This is a genomic window from Streptomyces sp. NBC_01092 (assembly GCF_045039535.1).
In the GTDB taxonomy this organism is placed as follows: Bacteria; Actinomycetota; Actinomycetes; order Streptomycetales; family Streptomycetaceae; genus Streptomyces.
Window position 1 is genome coordinate 9,898,149 of sequence record NZ_CP108659.1, and the last position, 18,407, is coordinate 9,916,555.

The 18,407-nt window shown below is 75.0% G+C and carries 1 protein-coding gene and 1 pseudogene; both read left to right on the forward strand.

From position 1 onward, the window contains the following. The first annotated feature begins 7 nt into the window (after positions 1-7). Positions 8-15,049 (forward strand): type I polyketide synthase, encoded by a 15,042-nt coding sequence (locus tag OG254_RS44480; RefSeq protein WP_405593433.1) that lies wholly within the window; start codon positions 8-10, stop codon positions 15,047-15,049. Positions 15,050-15,205: 156 nt separating this feature from the next. Continuing rightward, positions 15,206-18,304 (forward strand): annotated as a pseudogene (locus tag OG254_RS44485) (type I polyketide synthase); the annotation flags it as partial. Positions 18,305-18,407: the final 103 nt, after the last annotated feature.

The following is an 18,407-nucleotide window of genomic DNA, read 5'->3' on the forward strand; positions in this document are numbered from 1 at the left end:
ATTGACCATGCCGGACGAAGCAAAACTCGTCGAGTACCTCAGGTACGTCACCGCTGACCTGCACGAGACCCGGCGGCGTCTCGACGAGGCCGAGTCGGGGCGCCACGAGCCGGTCGCCGTGGTCGGCATGGCCTGCCGTTTTCCCGGCGGGGTGCACAGCCCGGAGCAGCTGTGGGAGCTGGTCGCCAACGGCACCGACGCCATCACCGCGTTCCCCGCGGACCGCGGCTGGGACCTCCAGGGCCGCGGCGGCTTCCTGGACGACGCCGGCGGCTTCGACGCGGGCTTCTTCGGCATCAGCCCGCGCGAGGCCCTCGCGATGGACCCGCAGCAGCGGCTGCTCCTTGAGACGACGTGGGAGGCGTTCGAGCGGACCGGCATCGACCCGCAGAGCCTGCGCGGCAGCCGGACCGGCGTCTTCGTCGGCACCAACGGCCAGGACTACGTCCGCCTCGTGCACACCGCGAAGGAGGACCTGTCCGGGCACGCCGGAACGGGCCTCGCCGCCAGCGTCATATCCGGCCGCGTCGCCTACGTCCTCGGTCTGGTCGGCCCGGCGGTCACCGTGGACACGGCGTGTTCGTCGTCGCTGGTGTCGCTGCATCTGGCGGCGCAGGCGCTGCGCAGCGGCGAGTGCTCCCTGACCCTGGCCGGTGGCGTCACCGTGATGACGACCCCGGCCGCCTTCGCCGGCTTCGACGTCCAGGGCGGCCTCGCGTCCGACGGCCGCTGCAAGGCGTTCTCCGACGACGCCGACGGCACCACCTGGTCGGAGGGCATCGGTGTCGTCGTACTGGAGAAACTCTCCGACGCGCTACGCAACGGCCGCCGCATCCTGGCCGTCGTGAAGGGCTCGGCGGTCAACCAGGACGGTGCGTCGAACGGGTTGACGGCGCCGAACGGGCCGTCGCAGCAGCGGGTGATCCGGCAGGCGTTGGCGTCGGCGGGGCTGAAGCCCGCCGAGGTGGACGCGGTGGAGGCGCATGGCACCGGCACTCGACTCGGTGACCCGATCGAGGCGCAGGCGCTGCTGGCGACCTACGGTCAGGACCGTGAACGGCCGCTGCTGCTGGGCTCGGTGAAGTCCAACATCGGTCACACCCAGGCCGCTGCCGGAGCCGCCGGACTCATCAAAGCCGTCATGGCCCTACGGCACGGAGTCCTGCCGCCCACCCTGCACGTCACCCACCCCTCCGGCCATGTCGACTGGAGCGAGGGCGCCGTAGAACTCCTCACCTCCACCACCGACTGGCCCGACACCGGGCACCCGCGCCGCGTCGGTGTGTCGTCCTTCGGCATCAGCGGCACCAACGCCCACGTCATCGTCGAGCAGCACACCCCGGCCGCCGCCGACGCACCGGAACCGCCCACGGTCACCCCCGGTGTCGTCGGCTGGCCGGTCTCCGCCTGCACCGAGGCCGCGCTGGACGAACAGCTCGACCGGATCCGTGCGCAGGCGGCGGGCCACCCGGCGGTGGACATCGGCCACACCCTGGCCGCCGCCCGCTCGACCTTCGACCACCGCGCGGTGCTGCTCGCCACGGGGGAGCAGCCGGTCGAAGTGGCCCGGGGCGAGGCCCGGACCGGGCCACTGGCGGTGCTGTTCTCCGGCCAGGGTGCCCAACGGCTGGGCATGGGGCGAGAGTTGTACGGCCGCTTCCCGGCGTTCACGCAGGCCCTCGACGAGGTACTCGCCGAACTGCCGCCCGGCGTACGGGAGGTGATGTGGGGCGACGACCAGGCCGCGCTGGAGCGTACGGGTGTGGCGCAACCGGCGTTGTTCGCGGTCGAGGTCGCTCTGTATCGCCTCGTCGAGTCGCTCGGCGTCGCGCCCGAGTACGTTGCCGGTCATTCGGTGGGTGAGATCGCCGCCGCGCATGTGGCTGGGGTGTTGTCGCTGCGGGATGCGTGTGTGCTGGTGTCGGCGCGGGCGCGGTTGATGGAGGCATTGCCGGAGGGCGGTGCGATGGTCGCGGTGGAGGCGGCTGAGGACGAGGTGCTGCCGTATCTCGGCGATGACGTGGCGTTGGCTGCGGTCAACGGGCCGCGTGCCGTGGTGCTTTCCGGCGCCGAGGACGGTGTCGAGCGGGTGCTGGCGGCGCTGGGGGAGCGGCGGCGCACGCGTCTCTCCGTCAGCCAGGCGTTCCACTCGCCGCTGATGGACCCGATGCTCGACGAGTTCCGCACGGCACTCGCCGGGGTTGCCTTCGGTGAGCCCGGCTTGCGTTTCGTCTCTCAACTGTCCGGCGGTGACGGGCGTTCCGTCGAGCACTGGGTGCGGCATGTCCGGGAGACCGTGCGGTTCGCCGACGGTCTGAGTGCCCTGGCCGACGCCGGTGTGCGGCACTATCTGGAGATCGGACCGGACGCCGTCCTCACGCCCCTGGTCGAGCATGCCGTCCCGCTGCTGCGCCGGGACCGGGACGAGGAGACGGCCGCTGTGACCGCGCTCGCCCGGCTTTATGCCTCCGGCGTCCCGGTGGACTGGCCCGCCCTCCTCGCCGGCACCGGTGCCCGCACGGTCGACCTGCCCACCTACCCCTTCCAGCACGAGCGTTACTGGCCCGAGCCCGCCGATGCCGATGCCGTGGCCGCGTCCGGTGACGGCGTGGACGGCGACTTCTGGGCCGCCGTCGAACGCGAGGACCTGGCGGCGCTCGCCGCACGCCTGGACATCGGTACCGAGGCGCTCGGCGGCGTCGTCCCCGCGCTGTCGGCCTGGCGCAGCCGACGGCGCGCCCGGTCGCAGGCCGACGCGCTGCGCTTCCGCGAGACCTGGCAACCGCTGCCCGCGGCATCCCTAGCCGCATCGTCCGGCACCTGGCTGGTCGTGCTGCCCGCCGAAGGGCCCGACACCGACAGCGCCTGGCTCGACGCCGTGACCGGTGCCCTCGGTCCGGACACCGTGTCCGTCCGGCTCGGCAAGCGGCCCGCGCGCGGTGAACTCGCCGAGGAACTGTCCCGGCTCACCGCCGACGGCACCCGCTTCACCGGGGTCCTCTCCCTGCTCGCCGGCACCGACGCCACCCGCTGGACCAGCGTCCCGGTCGGCCTCGTCGACACCGCCGTCCTGCTCCAGGCCATGGACGACGCCGGGATCCGCACCCGGATCTGGGCAGCGACCCGTGGCGCGGTCTCCGTCTCGCCCGACGACACCGTCCAGCCCCTCCAGGCCGCCCTGTGGGGTCTGGGCCGGGTCGCCGCGCTGGAGTATCCGGACCGCTGGGGCGGGTTGATCGACCTGCCGGGAGAGCCGGACGCCGCCGCACTGCGCCGGCTCACCGCCCACCTGTCCGGCGCAGGCGAGGAGGACGAGGTCGCCGTACGCGGCGCCGGTGTCTTCGGACGTCGTCTCGTGCCGGCGCCGGGTGCGGAGGGGGCGCCGGTGTGGGAGCCGTCCGGCACGGTGCTGATCACCGGCGGTACCGGTGCGCTGGGCGGTCATGTGGCCCGGTGGGCCGCGCAGCACGGTGCGCAGCATCTGCTGTTGCTCAGCCGCCGAGGCCGGCAGACGCCCGGCGCCGACGAACTGGAGGCCGAGCTGACCGCGCTCGGCGCGCGGGTCACCATCGCCGCGTGTGACACGGCGATCCGCGCCGAACTCACGGCCGCGCTGGACGCGATCCCGGCCGACGCCCCCCTCACCGCCGTAGTACATGCCGCCGGTGTCCTCGACGACGCCGTGCTCAACGGCCTCACCCCGCAGCGCTTCGGCGCCGTGTTCCGCGCCAAGGTCAGCCCCGCGCTGCTGCTGGACGAGCTCACTCGGGAGCACGACCTGTCGGCGTTCGTGCTGTTCTCCTCCGTGGCCGGCGCGGTCGGCAACCCGGGACAGGGCAACTACGCTGCCGCCAACACCGTGTTGGACGCACTCGCCCAGCGGCGCCGGGCCGAGGGCCTGCCCGCCACCTCCGTCGCCTGGGGCGCCTGGGACGGCGGAGGCATGGCCGCCGCGCTCTCCGAGGCGCTGCGCGAAACCGGCACCACCGCCCTCGAACCCGGGCTCGCCCTCGGCGTGCTCGCCGAACTCGCCGTCGACACCGCCCCCGTGACCGTCGTCGCCGACCTCCAGCAGCAGGACACCCTGCGGATGCTGTTCAGCATCCGCCCCTGCGCCGCCCTCAGCGCCCTGCCCACCGCCGAGGAGGCCCGCGGCGCGGCCCGCAGGCTTCGCGACGACACACGCTCCGCCGCCTCCGTGCTGCGCCGCAAGGTGTACGCCGCCCCCGAGGACGAGCGCGTCCCGCTCCTGCTCGAACTCGTCCGCACACACGCCGCCGGCGTCCTCGGCCACGCCGCACCGGAGGCCGTGGACGCCGAACGCGCCTTCCACGACATCGGCTTCGACTCGCTGACGTCGATGGAGCTGCGCAACCAGCTCGCTCGCGCCACCGGCCTCGCCCTGCCCGCCAGCCTGCTCTTCGACTTCACCCGGCCCCGCACCCTCGCCGAGCACCTCGCCGCCGAACTCCTCGGCAGCCAGGACGAGTCGGACGGCCCGCTGCTCGCCGCCGAGCCTGCCGACACCGCCGAGGACCCGGTCGTCGTGGTCGGCATGGCCTGCCGTTTCCCCGGCGGGGTGCACACCCCGGAGCAGCTGTGGGAGCTGGTCGCGGCCGGCGGCGACGCCATCACCGCCTTCCCCACCGACCGCGGCTGGGAGATCCAGGGACAGGGCGGCTTCCTGCACGACGCCGCCGACTTCGACCCCGAGTTCTTCGGCATCAGCCCGCGCGAGGCGGTCGCCATGGATCCGCAGCAGCGGCTGCTGCTGGAGACAGGCTGGGAGGCCTTCGAACGGGCCGGTATCGATCCGCAGGGTCTGCGCGGCAGCCGCACCGGTGTGTTCGTCGGCAGCAACGGCGTCGACTACCACCACCTCATCGCCCGCGCCAAGGACATGGAGGGCCGAGGCGTCATGCTGGCGGCCAGCGTCATCTCCGGCCGGCTCGCCTACGTCTTCGGCCTGGAGGGCCCGGCGGTCACCGTGGACACGGCGTGTTCGTCGTCGCTGGTGTCGCTGCATCTGGCGGCGCAGGCGCTGCGCAGCGGCGAGTGCTCCCTCGCCCTGGCCGGTGGCGTCACCGTGATGACCACCTCCGCCGCCTTCGCGGGCTTCCGCCACCACGGCGGCCTCGCCGACGACGGCCGCTGCAAGGCCTTCGGTGACGACGCCGACGGCACCGGCTGGTCCGAGGGCGTCGGCATGGTCGTACTGGAACGGCTGTCGGACGCGGTGCGCCACGGGCATCCGGTCCTCGCCACCGTGCGCGGCTCGGCGGTCAACCAGGACGGTGCGTCGAACGGGTTGACGGCGCCGAATGGTCCGTCGCAGCAGCGGGTGATCCGGCAGGCGTTGGCGTCGGCGGGGCTGAAGCCCGCCGAGGTGGACGCGGTGGAGGCGCATGGCACCGGCACTCGACTCGGTGACCCGATCGAGGCGCAGGCGCTGCTGGCGACCTACGGTCAGGATCGTGAACGGCCGCTGCTGCTGGGCTCGGTGAAGTCCAACATCGGGCACACCCAGGCCGCCGCCGGAGCCGCCGGACTCATCAAGGCCGTCATGGCGCTGCGAAACGGCGTCGTCCCGCGCACCCTGCACGCCGACGTGCCCTCGTCCCACGTCGACTGGTCCGTGGGGGCCGTCGAACTCGCCACCGCCACCACCGACTGGCCCGACACCGGCCGCCCGCGCCGCATGGGCGTGTCGTCCTTCGGCATCAGCGGCACCAACGCCCACCTCCTCCTGGAACAGGCCCCGCAGGTCGAGGCCGAGGAGCCGGAGACGGTCACCGTCACCCCGCGCGTGGTGCCGTGGCCCGTCACCGCCACCGGCGAGGCCGCGCTGGACGCCCAGCTCGACCGGCTCCGCGCCCACGCCGAGGACCGGGCGCCCGTGGACGTCGGCCACTCCCTGGCCGTCGGCCGCTCCGCCTTCCCCCACCGGGCCGTCCTGCTCGCCACCCCCGACGGACTCACCGAGGCCGCGAGAACGGTCGCCGAGCCCGGCCCGCTCGCCGTCCTGTTCTCCGGCCAGGGTGCCCAACGGCTGGGCATGGGACGGGAGTTGTACGGCCGCTTCCAGGTGTTCGCCGAAGCCCTGGACGCCGTACTCGACGAACTCGATCCCGGAGTGCGGGAGGTGATGTGGGGCGACGACCCGGCCGCGCTCGAGCGTACGGGTGTGGCGCAACCGGCGTTGTTCACGGTCGAGGTCGCTCTGTATCGCCTCGTCGAGTCGCTGGGGGTCGCGCCCAAGTACGTCGCCGGTCATTCGGTCGGTGAGATTACGGCCGCGCATGTGGCTGGGGTGTTGTCGCTGCGGGATGCGTGTGTGCTGGTGTCGGCGCGGGCGCGGTTGATGGAGGCATTGCCGGAGGGCGGCGCGATGGCCGCCGTCGAAGCGGCCGAGGACGAGGTGCTGCCGTATCTCGGCGATGACGTGGCGTTGGCTGCGGTCAACGGGCCGCGTGCCGTGGTGCTTTCCGGCGCCGAGGACGGCGTCGAGCGAGTGCTGGCGGCGCTGGGGGAGCGGCGGCACACGCGTCTCTCCGTCAGCCATGCGTTCCACTCGCCGCTGATGGACCCGATGCTGGACGACTTCCGTGCCGCACTGGCCGGTCTGACGTTCGGCGAGCCCACCCTGCGTCTGGTGTCCAACCTGTCCGGCGGTGACGGGCGTTCCGTCGAGCACTGGGTGCGGCATGTCCGGGAGACCGTGCGGTTCGCCGACGGTCTGAGTGCCCTGGCCGACGCGGGTGTGCGGCACTATCTGGAGATCGGACCGGACGCCGTCCTCACGCCCCTGGTCGAGCATGCCGTCCCGCTGCTGCGCCGGGACCAGGACGAGGAGACGGCCGCCGTGACCGCGCTCGCCCGGCTCCACGCCGGCGGCGTCCCCGTCGACTGGCCCGCCTTCTTCGCCGGCACCGGTGCCCGCCGCGTCGACCTGCCCACCTACGCCTTCCAGCGGGCCCGCTACTGGCCCGAGGCCGCCGAAGCGGCACCGCAGGGCTCCGGTGCGGACGCCGAGTTCTGGGCCGCCGTGGAGCGCGCGGACATCCACGCCCTCGCCGGGCGCCTCGACGTGGCCCCGGACGCGCTCGACCGGATCGTCCCCGCGCTGTCCTCCTGGCGAAGCCGCAGCCGGGTCCGGACGACCGTCGACTCCTGGCGTCACCGCGAGACCTGGCAGCCGCTGACCGCCACGACATCCGGCCGCCGCGACGGCGTCCGGCTCGTGGTCCTACCCGCCGAGTCGGCCGCCGCGCCTTGGGCCGGCGCCGTGTCCGACGCGCTCGGCACGGACAGCGCGCTGCTGGTCGTGGACACGTCCGACCGGGCCGAACTCGCGGAGCGGCTAAGGCAGTTCGTGCCGGGCGACGCCGCCGAACCGCACGTCACCCGCGTCGTCTCCCTGCTGGCCGCCGACACCACCGTGCTCCCCGGCGGCGTCGCTGCCGGCGTGCCCGCGACGGCCCTGCTCCTCCAAGCCCTCGACGACGCCGGTCTCACGGCACCGGTGTGGTCCGTGACCAGCGGCGCCGTCGCCACCGGCCCCGGTGAGGCCCCCGCCGATCCGGCGCAGGCGGCCCTATGGGGGCTGGGCCGGGTCGCCGCTCTGGAGTACCCGGACCGGTGGGGCGGCCTGATCGACCTGCCCGGGGACCTGGACGACGCCGCACTGCGCCGGCTCACCGCCTTCCTCGCCGCTCCCGTTGACGAGGACGAGGTCGCCGTGCGGGGCGCCGGTGTCCTCGGTCGCCGATTCGTGCCGGTGCCGGGTGTGGAAGGGGCCCCGGTGTGGGAGCCGTCCGGCACGGTGCTGATCACGGGTGGTACGGGTGCGCTGGGCGCTCATGTGGCCCGCTGGGCGGCGCAGCACGGCGCCGGGCATCTGCTGCTGCTCAGCCGGCGTGGCCGACAGGCGCCCGGGGCCGAGGAGTTGGAGGCCGAGCTGGCCGGGCTGGGCGCGCGGGTAACCGTCGCCGCGTGTGACACGGCCAACCGCGCGGAGCTCACGGCGGCCCTGGAGGCGATCCCGGCGGACGTGCCGCTGACCGCCGTGGTGCATGCCGCCGGTGTCCTCGACGACGCCGTGCTGGACGGGCTCACGCCTGACAGGTTCACGGACGTGTTCCACGCGAAGGTTCAACCCGCGCTGCTGCTCGACGAGTTGACGCGCGAGCACGACCTGTCGGCGTTCGTGCTGTTCTCCTCCGTGGCCGGCGCGGTCGGCAACCCGGGACAGGGCAACTACGCTGCCGCCAACACCGTGTTGGACGCACTCGCCCAGCGGCGCCGGGCCGAGGGCCTGCCCGCCACCTCCGTCGCCTGGGGCGCCTGGGGCGGCGGTGGCATGGCCGCCGGAGTCCAGGACACGGAACGGGCCTCCGGGGCCGCGCTCCTCGACCCCGCCGCCGCGCTCACCGCGCTCGCCGAACTCGTCGCCGAACCGCACCCCGTCACCGTGATCGCCGACCTGCAGCATCCGCCGTTCCTCCAGGCGCTGTTCAGCCTCCGCCCGTCGCCCGCCCTGGCCGCGCTCCCCGCCGTCCGGGAGGCGCTGCGCACGGCCCGCACCTCCCGCTCCGCCGGAGAAGAGGCCCGCCGCGCGCTGCGGGACCGGGTGCACGCGACCGTCCCCGGCGAGCGGCTGCCGCTCCTGCTCGACCTGGTGCGCACCCAGGCCGCCGCCGTACTCGCCCACCCCGACCCCGCCGCGATCCGACCCGACAAGCCCTTCCAGGACCTCGGCTTCGACTCGCTGACCTCGATGGAACTGCGCACCCGGCTGGCCCGCGTCACCGGCCTGCCGCTTCCCGCCGGCCTGCTCTTCGACCACCCACGGCCCCGCACCCTCGCCGAGCACCTCCTCGACACGCTGCTCGGCGAGCCGGGCCCCGCGCCCACGCCGCCGCCGGCCGGGCGCACCGCCACCGACGAACCCCTCGCCATCGTCGGCATGGCCTGCCGCTTCCCCGGCGACGTCCGGTCCCCCGAAGACCTGTGGGAGCTGGTCTCGGGCGGCCGGGACGCCATCGGCGCCTTCCCCACCGACCGAGGCTGGGACCTCGACGTCCTCGCCGGGGCGGGCCGCGGGCACAGCGCCACCACCGAGGGCGGATTCCTGCGCGACGTCGCCGACTTCGACCCCGAGTTCTTCGGCATCAGCCCCCGCGAGGCCCTCGCGATGGACCCGCAGCAGCGCGTCCTGCTGGAGACGACCTGGGAGGCCTTCGAACGGGCCGGCATCGACCCGCACACGCTGGGCGGCAGCCGCACCGGCGTCTTCGTCGGCACCAACGGCCAGGACTACGCCGAACTCGTCGCCCGGTCCGCCGAGAACATGGAGACCCACCTCGGCACCGGCCTCGCGGCCAGCGTCATGTCCGGCCGTATCGCCTACGTGTTCGGCCTGGAGGGGCCCGCGGCCACCATCGACACCGCCTGCTCCTCCTCCCTGGTCTCCCTGCACCTGGCCGGGCAGGCGCTGCGCGGCGGCGAGTGCGAACTCGCCCTGGCCGGCGGCGTCACCGTGATGACCAGTTCCTCCAGCTTCTCCGGCTTCACCGCCATGGGCGGCCTCGCCGGGGACGGCCGCTGCAAGGCGTTCTCCGACGCGGCCGACGGCACCGGCTGGTCCGAGGGCGTCGGTGTCCTCGTCGTGGAGCGGCTCTCCGACGCCGAACGGCACGGGCACCGTGTCCTCGCCGTGGTCCGCGGCTCCGCCGTCAACCAGGACGGCGCCTCCAACGGACTCAGCGCCCCCAACGGCCCCTCCCAGCAGCGCGTCATCCGCCAGGCCCTGGGCGCCGCCGGACTCACGCCCGCCGACATCGACGCCGTCGAGGCGCACGGCACCGGCACGACGCTCGGCGACCCGATCGAGGCCGAGGCCCTGATGGCGGTGTTCGGCGGGCACGAGCGCCCGCACCCGCTGCTCCTCGGCTCGGTGAAGTCCAACATCGGCCACACCCAGGCCGCCGCCGGAGTCGCCGGCGTCATCAAGACCGTCATGGCCCTGCGCCACAGCGCCCTGGCGCCCACCCTGCACGTCGAGACGCCGTCGTCGCACGTCGACTGGTCGACGGGCCCGGTGGCGCTGCTCGACCGCGCCCTGCCCTGGCCGGTCACGGGTCGGCCCCGCCGGGCCGGCGTGTCCTCCTTCGGCATCAGCGGCACCAACGCGCACGTCGTCCTCGAACAGGCCGCCGACCCCGCCCCATCGACCACGGACGACACCGGCGCCGCCGCACCCGCCGACCGGCAGCTGCCGTGGGTGCTGTCCGCCCGTACCCCCGCCGCACTGCGCGGCCAGGCCGCCGCGCTCGCCGACGGCATCGCCCACCACCCCGCCGTGGACCTCACGGACATGGCCCACGCCCTCGCCGCCACCCGGGCCGTCTTCGAGCACCGCGCGGTCGTCGTCGGCACCGGACGTGACGCCCTCCTCGCCGGGCTGGGCGCGCTCGCCGCGGGCGACACGGTGACCGCCCCCGTGGTGCGCGGCGCCGCCGACGGCGAGGGCCGTACCGTCCTCGTCTTCCCCGGGCAGGGCGCCCAGTGGGCCGGCATGGGCGCCCGGCTGCTGGAGGAGTCCCCGGTGTTCGCCGCGCGCATCGCCGAATGCGCCGCCGCCCTCGCCGAGTTCACCGACTGGTCGCTCACCGACGTCCTGCGCGGCGCCGACGGCGCCCCCGCACTGGAGCGCGTGGACGTCGTACAGCCCGCCACCTGGGCGGTCATGGTCGCGCTCGCCGCGCTCTGGGAAGCGCACGGCGTCACCCCCGACGCGGTCCTCGGACACTCCCAGGGCGAGATCGCCGCGGCCGTCGTCGCCGGGGCCCTGTCCCTGTCCGACGGCGCCCGCGTCGTGGCCCTGCGCAGCCGGGCCATCGCCCGCCGGCTCGCCGGACGCGGTGGCATGATCGCGGTCCCGCTGCCCGCCGCCGACGTCGAACCCCGCCTCACCGCCTGGGACGGGCGGCTGTCCCTCGCCGCGGTCAACGCCCCCGACGCCGTCGTCGTCAGCGGCGACGCCGCATCCCTCGACGAGTTCTTCGGCCGGCTCACCGACGAAGGCATCCGCGTCAAGCGCATCGCCGTCGACTACGCCTCGCACTCCGCCCACGTCGCGGACCTGCACGCCGACCTGCTCACCGACCTCGCGCCCCTCACCCCCCGCGCCCCGCGGATCCCGCTGCTGTCCACGGTCACCGTCGAACGCCTTGACACCGCAGCCATGGACGCCGAGTACTGGTACCGCAACCTGCGGCAGACCGTGCGGTTCGCGGACGCGGTGCGCACGCTGCTCGACCAGGGCTTCACACGGTTCGTCGAGTCCGGACCGCACCCCGTGCTGACCGGCGCCGTCCAGTCCTGTGCCGAGTCGGTGGGCACCGACGCCGTCGCCGTCGGCACCCTGCGGCGCGGCGAGGACGGCACGGACCGGGTGCTCACCTCCCTCGCCGAGGCCTTCGTGCGCGGCGTCCCCGTGAACTGGACGGCAGCGACCGGTACCGGCCGTTCACGGGCCGTAGACCTGCCCACGTACGCCTTCCAGCGGCAGCGGTACTGGCCCACCGCCGCGGCTATGACCACCGACGTGTCGGGCGCCGGGCTCGACGCGACCGGGCACCCGCTGCTCGGCGCCGCCGTCACCGTCGCCGACTCCGGCGACCTGGTCCTCACCGGCACCCTGTCCCTGTCCGCACAACCCTGGCTCGGACAACACCGCGTGTCCGGCGCCGTGTTCTTCCCCGGCACCGGATTCCTCGAACTCGCCGTCCGCGCCGGTGACGCCGCCGGCTGCGGCCGGGTCGACGAACTCACCATCGCCGCACCGCTCGTCCTGCCCGAAAGCGGAGCCGTCCAGGTGCAGGTCCGGGTCGACGCGGCCGACGAGGAGGGCCGGCGCGGCCTACGGTTCCACTCCCGGCCGGCCCGCGGCGACGCACCCTGGCAGCTGCACGCCACCGGCGCCCTCTCCCGCGACCCGGCCACCCCGGCCCCGCTCGACACCACCGAATGGCCGCCCGCCGGCGCCACCGAGGTCGACGTGAGCGACATCTACGAGCGTTACGCCCGCGCCGGACTCGACTACGGGCCCGCCTTCCAGGGGCTGCGCGGCGTGTGGCGGCTCGACGACGACGCCTACGCCGAGGTCGTCCTGCCCGACCCGGCCGGCGCCACCCCGGGCCTCGGGCTGCACCCGGCGCTCCTGGACGCCGTACTGCACGCCGGTGTCCACGCGGGCGAGGAGAACCACGAGCGGACGCTGCCGTTCAGCTGGCAGGACGTCACCCTGCACGCCTCCGGCGCCACCGTGCTGCGCGCCCGCATCGTCCGCACCGGACCCGACACCCTCGCCCTCGCCGCGACCGACGTCGAGGGCGACCCCGTCGTCACCGTCGGCACCCTCACCCTGCGCGCCGGCACCGACCGGCCCACCGCCGGCCCGGCCGACGACCCGCACGACGCCCTGCTGCACCTCGCGTGGGAACCCGGGCCGGCCGACCTGGCCGCACCCTCGGGCGCCCGCTGGGCCGTCGTCGGCGACGACGCCCACGGCCTCGGCCAGGCCCTGGCCCTGGCGGGGGAGAGCGTCGTCGCCTACGCCGAGACCTTCGCCGCCGCCATCGGCGAGGACGGCGACAACGGCCCCGTCCCGCACGGCTTCCTCGTCAGCGTCACCGGCGGCGCGGCACCCGACGCGGTGCACGACACCGTCGCCCGGACCCTGACGCTGCTTCAGGAATGGCTCGACGACGAACGCCTCGACCGCTCGCGGCTCCTCCTCGTCACCCGTGGCGCCGTCGCCCCCGACGGCGGCGACGTGACCGACCCGGCCGCGGCCGCCGTCTGGGGCCTCGTCCGCTCCGCCCAGTCGGAGAACCCGGGCCGCTTCGTCCTGGTCGACCTCGACGAGGCGGAGACGTCCGCCACGGCCCTGCCCGCCCTGCTCGTGGCCGAGGAGGAACAGTGGGCGGTCCGCGACGGCCGGCCACGCGTGCCCAGGCTCGCCCGGGCCGCCGCGGACAAGCCCGCCGCCGGCACCCGCGGTATCGCCGACTGGAACCCGGACGGCACCGTCCTCATCACCGGCGGCACCGGCGGCCTCGGCGGCGAACTCGCCCGGCACCTGGTGACCCGGCACGGCATCCGCCACCTGCTGCTGGCGTCCCGCGCCGGCGAGGCAGCGCCCGACGCCGACGCCCTGCGCGCCGAACTCACCGCCGCCGGCGCCTCGGTCACCGTCGCGGCCTGCGACGTCGCCGACGCCGACGCCGTCGACGCGCTGCTCGCCGCCGTGCCCGCGGAGCACCCGCTGACCGCCGTCGTGCACACCGCGGGCGCCCTCGACGACGGCGTCCTGCCCTCCCTCACCCCCGAGCGGGTCTCCGCCGTCCTGCGCCCCAAGGCCGACGGCGCCTGGCACCTGCACCGCGCCACCCGCGACAGGGACCTCGCCGCGTTCGTCCTGTACTCCTCGGTCTCCGGCGTCCTCGGCAGCCAGGCCCAGGCCGGCTACTGCGCCGCCAACGCCTACCTCGACGCCCTCGCCGTCCACCGCCGCGCACACGGCCTGCCCGCCACCTCCCTGTCCTGGGGATTCTGGGCCCGCCGCACCGGCATGACCGCGCAGCTCACCGAGACCGACCTACAGCGCATGGAACGCTCCGGCACCCCACCGCTCGGCCTCGACCTCGGACTCGCCCTGTTCGACGCCGCGCTCACCCGCGACGACGCCCACCTCGTGCCGCTGCGGATCGACCGGACCCGCGCCGGCGGCGACGTACCGCCCCTGCTGCGCGGCCTGCTGGGCGGAGCCCGGCGCACCGCCGCCACCGCGACCCGGTCCTTCGCCACGCTCCGCGACCGGCTCGCCCGGCTCGACACCGCCGAACAGCACAAGGCGCTGACCGACCTGATCGTGGAGACCTCCGCGGTGCTGCTCGGCCGGCGCGAGGAAGGGCCCCTGGACCCGAACCGCGAATTCCTCACCCTGGGCTTCGACTCGCTCATCGCCCTGGAACTGCGCAACCAGCTCGGCGAGGCCCTCGGCCTGCGCGTGCCGACGTCCGCCGTCTTCGACCACCGCACCCCCGCCCGGCTCGCCCAGTGGCTCCAGGGCCAGTTGGCCGCCCTCGGCAACCGCGCGGCGACCGGCCCCGGCACGCTCACCGCGAACACCCGCGAGAGCGCCCCCGACTCGGTGGTCAACCTGTTCTTCGACACCGTCAGGAACGGCAAGACCCTGGAGGCCATGCGGCTGCTGATGGCCGTCGCGGCGACCCGGCCCCAGGTCGGACTGACCGCCGAGGTGCCGGAGCTGCCGCAGCCCGTCGCCCTGGCCGAAGGAGCCGCGCTGCCCCGGCTGATCTGCGTCAGCGCGCCCGGCGCCACCGGCGGTGTGCACCAGTACGCCCGCATGGCGGCCCCCTTCCGCGGCAGCCGGCATGTCAGCGCCCTGCCCCTGCTCGGCTTCGCCGAGGGCGAGGCACTGCCCGCGGACAGCGAGGCAGCCGTACGGCTCATCGCCGAGAGTGCCCTGCTGGCCAGCGAGGGCGAGCCGTTCGTCCTCGTCGGCTACTCCATGGGCGGCACCTTCGCCTACCGCGCGGCGGGCGTACTGGAGGAGACCTGGGGCATCCGGCCCGAGGGCGTCATCATGCTCGACACGCTCAGCCTCGAATACAGGGCGGGGGAGGGCGTCGACTGGGACCTCTTCCACGAGAACTACCTCGCCGACATGGACAAGCCGGCGGTCAAGGTCGACAGCGCCCGGCTGTCCGCGATGGCCCAGTGGTTCCTGCGGATGACGACGGGCGGCGCGGAACGCTACAAGACCGGCGTGCCGAGCCTGCTGATCCGCTGCACGGCCTCCATGCCCGCGGTCGACCGCGGCGACGAGGCCCCGCCCGTGCCCGCCCACACCACCCGCATGATCGACGCCACCCACCAGACCCTCATCGCCGAGCAGTCCCACGAGACCGCCCGGCTCATGGACGAGTGGCTGCGGACCCTGGAGTCCGAGGGGCACTGAACGGCGGCGCATCCGGGGCGGGGCAGGTCTAAGGAAAACCGAGACCGCCCCGACCTACCTTCCACAACAGTCTCGTTGAGTGTTTTGGACCATCGGAGGCGGTGCGGCATGACCATCCTGTCCGGACTGGAGTTCTTCGACCTGCACGACCCGGTCGCCGCCGAGCCGGTCGCGGTCGTCGCCATGGCCTGCCGACTGCCCGGCGGGATCACCGACCCCGAGGGGCTGTGGGAGCTGCTCCTCGGGGCCGGTGACGCCACCGGCCCGCTGCCCGCCGACCGGGGCTGGGACCCGGACGCCCTCGACGGCCCCGACCCGGGCGCCGTGCCCCGGCGCGGCGGATTCCTCGACGGCGTCGCCGACTTCGACGCCGGCTTCTTCGGACTCTCGCCCCGCGAGGCCGTCGCCACCGACCCCCAGCAGCGGCTGCTCCTGGAGACCGCCTGGGAGGCCGTGGAGCGGGCCGGCATCGACCCGCTGTCGCTGCACGGCACCCGCACCGGCGTCTACGTCGGCGTCAGCGGCGAGGACTACGCCCTGGTCACCGCACGCGCCGCCGAGGACGCCGCCGCGAACGCCGTCACCGGCACCGCCCCCGGCGTCGCCTCCGGCCGCCTCGCCCATGTCCTCGGGCTGCGCGGCCCCGCGCTCACCCTCGACACCGCGTCCTCCTCCTCGCTGACCGCGCTGCACTGCGCGGTCCGTGCCCTGCGCGCGGGGGAGTGCACGCTCGCCCTGGCCGGCGGGGCCAACGTGCTGTCCACGCCGCGCAGCCTCGTCGGCTACGCCCGGCAGGGCGGCCTCGCCCCCGACGGCCGCTGCAAGCCGTTCTCCGCCGACGCCGACGGCACCGCCTGGGCCGAGGGCGTCGGCGTCCTCGTCCTGGAGCGCCTCTCCGACGCCAGGCTGAACGGCCACCCCGTCCTCGCCCTCATCCGCGGCACCGCCGTCAACGCCGACGGCGCCACCGACCGGCTGACCGAGCCGAGCGGCGCCGCCCAGCGCGAGCTGATCACCCTGGCCCTGGGCGACGCGGGGCTCGGCCCCGGCGACGTCGACGCCGTGGAGGCGCACGGCACCGGAACCCGCGTCGGCGACCCCGTCGAGGCCGAGGCCCTCCTCGCCACCTACGGGCGTGAGCGTGAACACCCGCTGCTCATCGGCTCCGTGAAGGCCAACATCGGGCACGCCCAGGCCGCCGCCGGCATCGCCGGCCTCATCAAAACCGTTCTCGCACTGCGGCACGCGGTCCTGCCCGCCACCCCGCACCTGTCCGAGCCCACTCCGGCCGTCGACTGGTCCGCCGGCTCGGCGCTGCTGCTGCGCGAGACCACCGACTGGCCCGCCACCGGCAGGCCGCGCCGCGCCGCCGTCTCCTCCTTCGGCATCGGCGGCAGCAACGCCCATGTCGTCCTCGAACAGGCACCGCCCGCCCCCGCCCCGGCCGAGGAACCCGCCGGCAGTCCGCACATCGTGCCCTGGGTGGTCTCCGCGCGGTCCGCGAACGCCCTGGACGCGGCGGTCGCCCGGCTGCGCCGTCTGGAGCCCGCCGACGACCGGGCGCGGGCCGACATCGCCCACTCGCTGGCCACCGGCCGCGCCACCGCGCTGCCGCACCGCACCGTCCTGCTGGCCTGCGCCGACGGCACACCCACCGTGGCCCGCTGCGTCGCCGAACCCGGCCTGTCCGCCGTGCTGTTCGCCGGACGGAGCGGCCCGCACGCCGCACGGACCCGCGCCCTCGCCGAGCGGTTCCCGGTGTTCGCGCGCGCCTTCGACGCCGTACGTGACGCCTTCGACCGGCTGCTGCCCGAGCTCGACTCGGGCCACAGCGCCGAACCCCTGCTGTTCGCCCACGAGATCGCCCTCTTCCGGCTCCTGGAGTCCGTCGGCCGGACGCCCGCCTACGTCGCCGGACACGGGCTCGGCGAGGTGGCCGCCGCCCATGTCGCGGGCGCGCTGTCCCTCACCGAGGCCTGCCGTGTCGTGGCCGCCCGGGTCCGGCTGGCCGAGCGGCTCAAGCCCGCCGCCACCGTCGCCGTACGCGCCACCGAGGCCGAAGTGGCACCGCTGCTCACCGCGCACGTCGCCATCGCCGCCGTGGACGGCCCCGACCGCATCGTGCTCTCGGGCGAAGCCGACGAAGTCACCCGCATCGCCGACGCCTTCGCGGCCGAGGGCCGCGCCACCACCGCGCTCCCCGCCCCGCACGGACTGCACTCCCCGCTCGTGGCCGACGCCCTGGCGGAGTTCCGCAGCGAACTGGCCGGACTCGAACCGCGCACCCTGCGCATCCCGGTCGTGTCCGCCCTCACCGGCGCCCGCGTCACCGGCACCGACCTCGCCTCGCCCGCCCACTGGAGCCGGCACGTCAGCGACACCGTACGGTTCGCCGACGTCGTCACCGCCCTGCGCGACGCGGGCGTCCACACGTTCCTCGAAGTGGGCACCGACGCCACCCTCACCGCGAGCACCGTCGAACTGCTCGCGTGGACCGGCGTGGTGACCGTCGCCGCCCAGCGCTCCGGCACCGACCCGGAGACGGCCCTGCTCACCGCGCTCGCCCGGCTCCACGTCACCGGCAGCGACGTGCACTGGCCCGCCCTGTTCACGGGCACCGGAGCCCGCCGCACCGAACTGCCCACGTACCCCTTCCAGCGCGAACGTCACTGGCCCACCCCCGCGCACCCGGCGCCGTACCCGCCCGCCCCGGCCAGGGACGACGACCGGCGCGCCGCCGAACCGGCCGCGCTGCGGGCCCTCACCGGCCCGCGCCGGGTCCGCGCGCTGCTCACCCTGGTGCGCGCCGAGGCCGCCGCCGTCCTCGGGCACGCGAACCCCGGACGCGTCGAACCCCGCGTCGCCCTGCGCTCCCTGGGCCTCGACTCCTACGCCGAGACCGAGCTGCGGATCCGCCTCGGCCGCGCCACCGGCCTCGACCTGCCCACCACCCTGTTCTACGACCAGCCCACCCCGGCCGCGCTCGCCGCCCGGCTCGCCGAGCACCTGGACGAGACACCGCGCGCCCTGCCCGAGTGGCCCACCGGCTTCGAACAGGCCCTGCGCGAACTGCCCGACGACCACCCCGCCAGGCGCCGGGCGGTCCACCGCCTTCAGGCACTGCTGGCCGACCTCGGTGACGTACCGGGACGCCACGTGAACGGCACCAACGGCACGGCGGACGCCACCGACATCGCCGCCGCCCCCGTCGACCGGCTCCTGGACCTCATCGACAAGGAGTTCCCGGTCCGCTGACCGGCGCCCACCCCTCACCGCAGGCCACGAACGCCCGCCGACGCGATGGGACATCCCGTGCAGGAAGAGCAGCAGGACACGGTCGTCGACTACCTCCGACGGG

Bases quoted from the DNA above. Each gene is read 5' to 3' on its own strand.
- OG254_RS44480 (WP_405593433.1), top strand. From the start codon at position 8: ATGCCGGACGAAGCAAAACTCGTCGAGTACCTCAGGTACGTCACCGCT.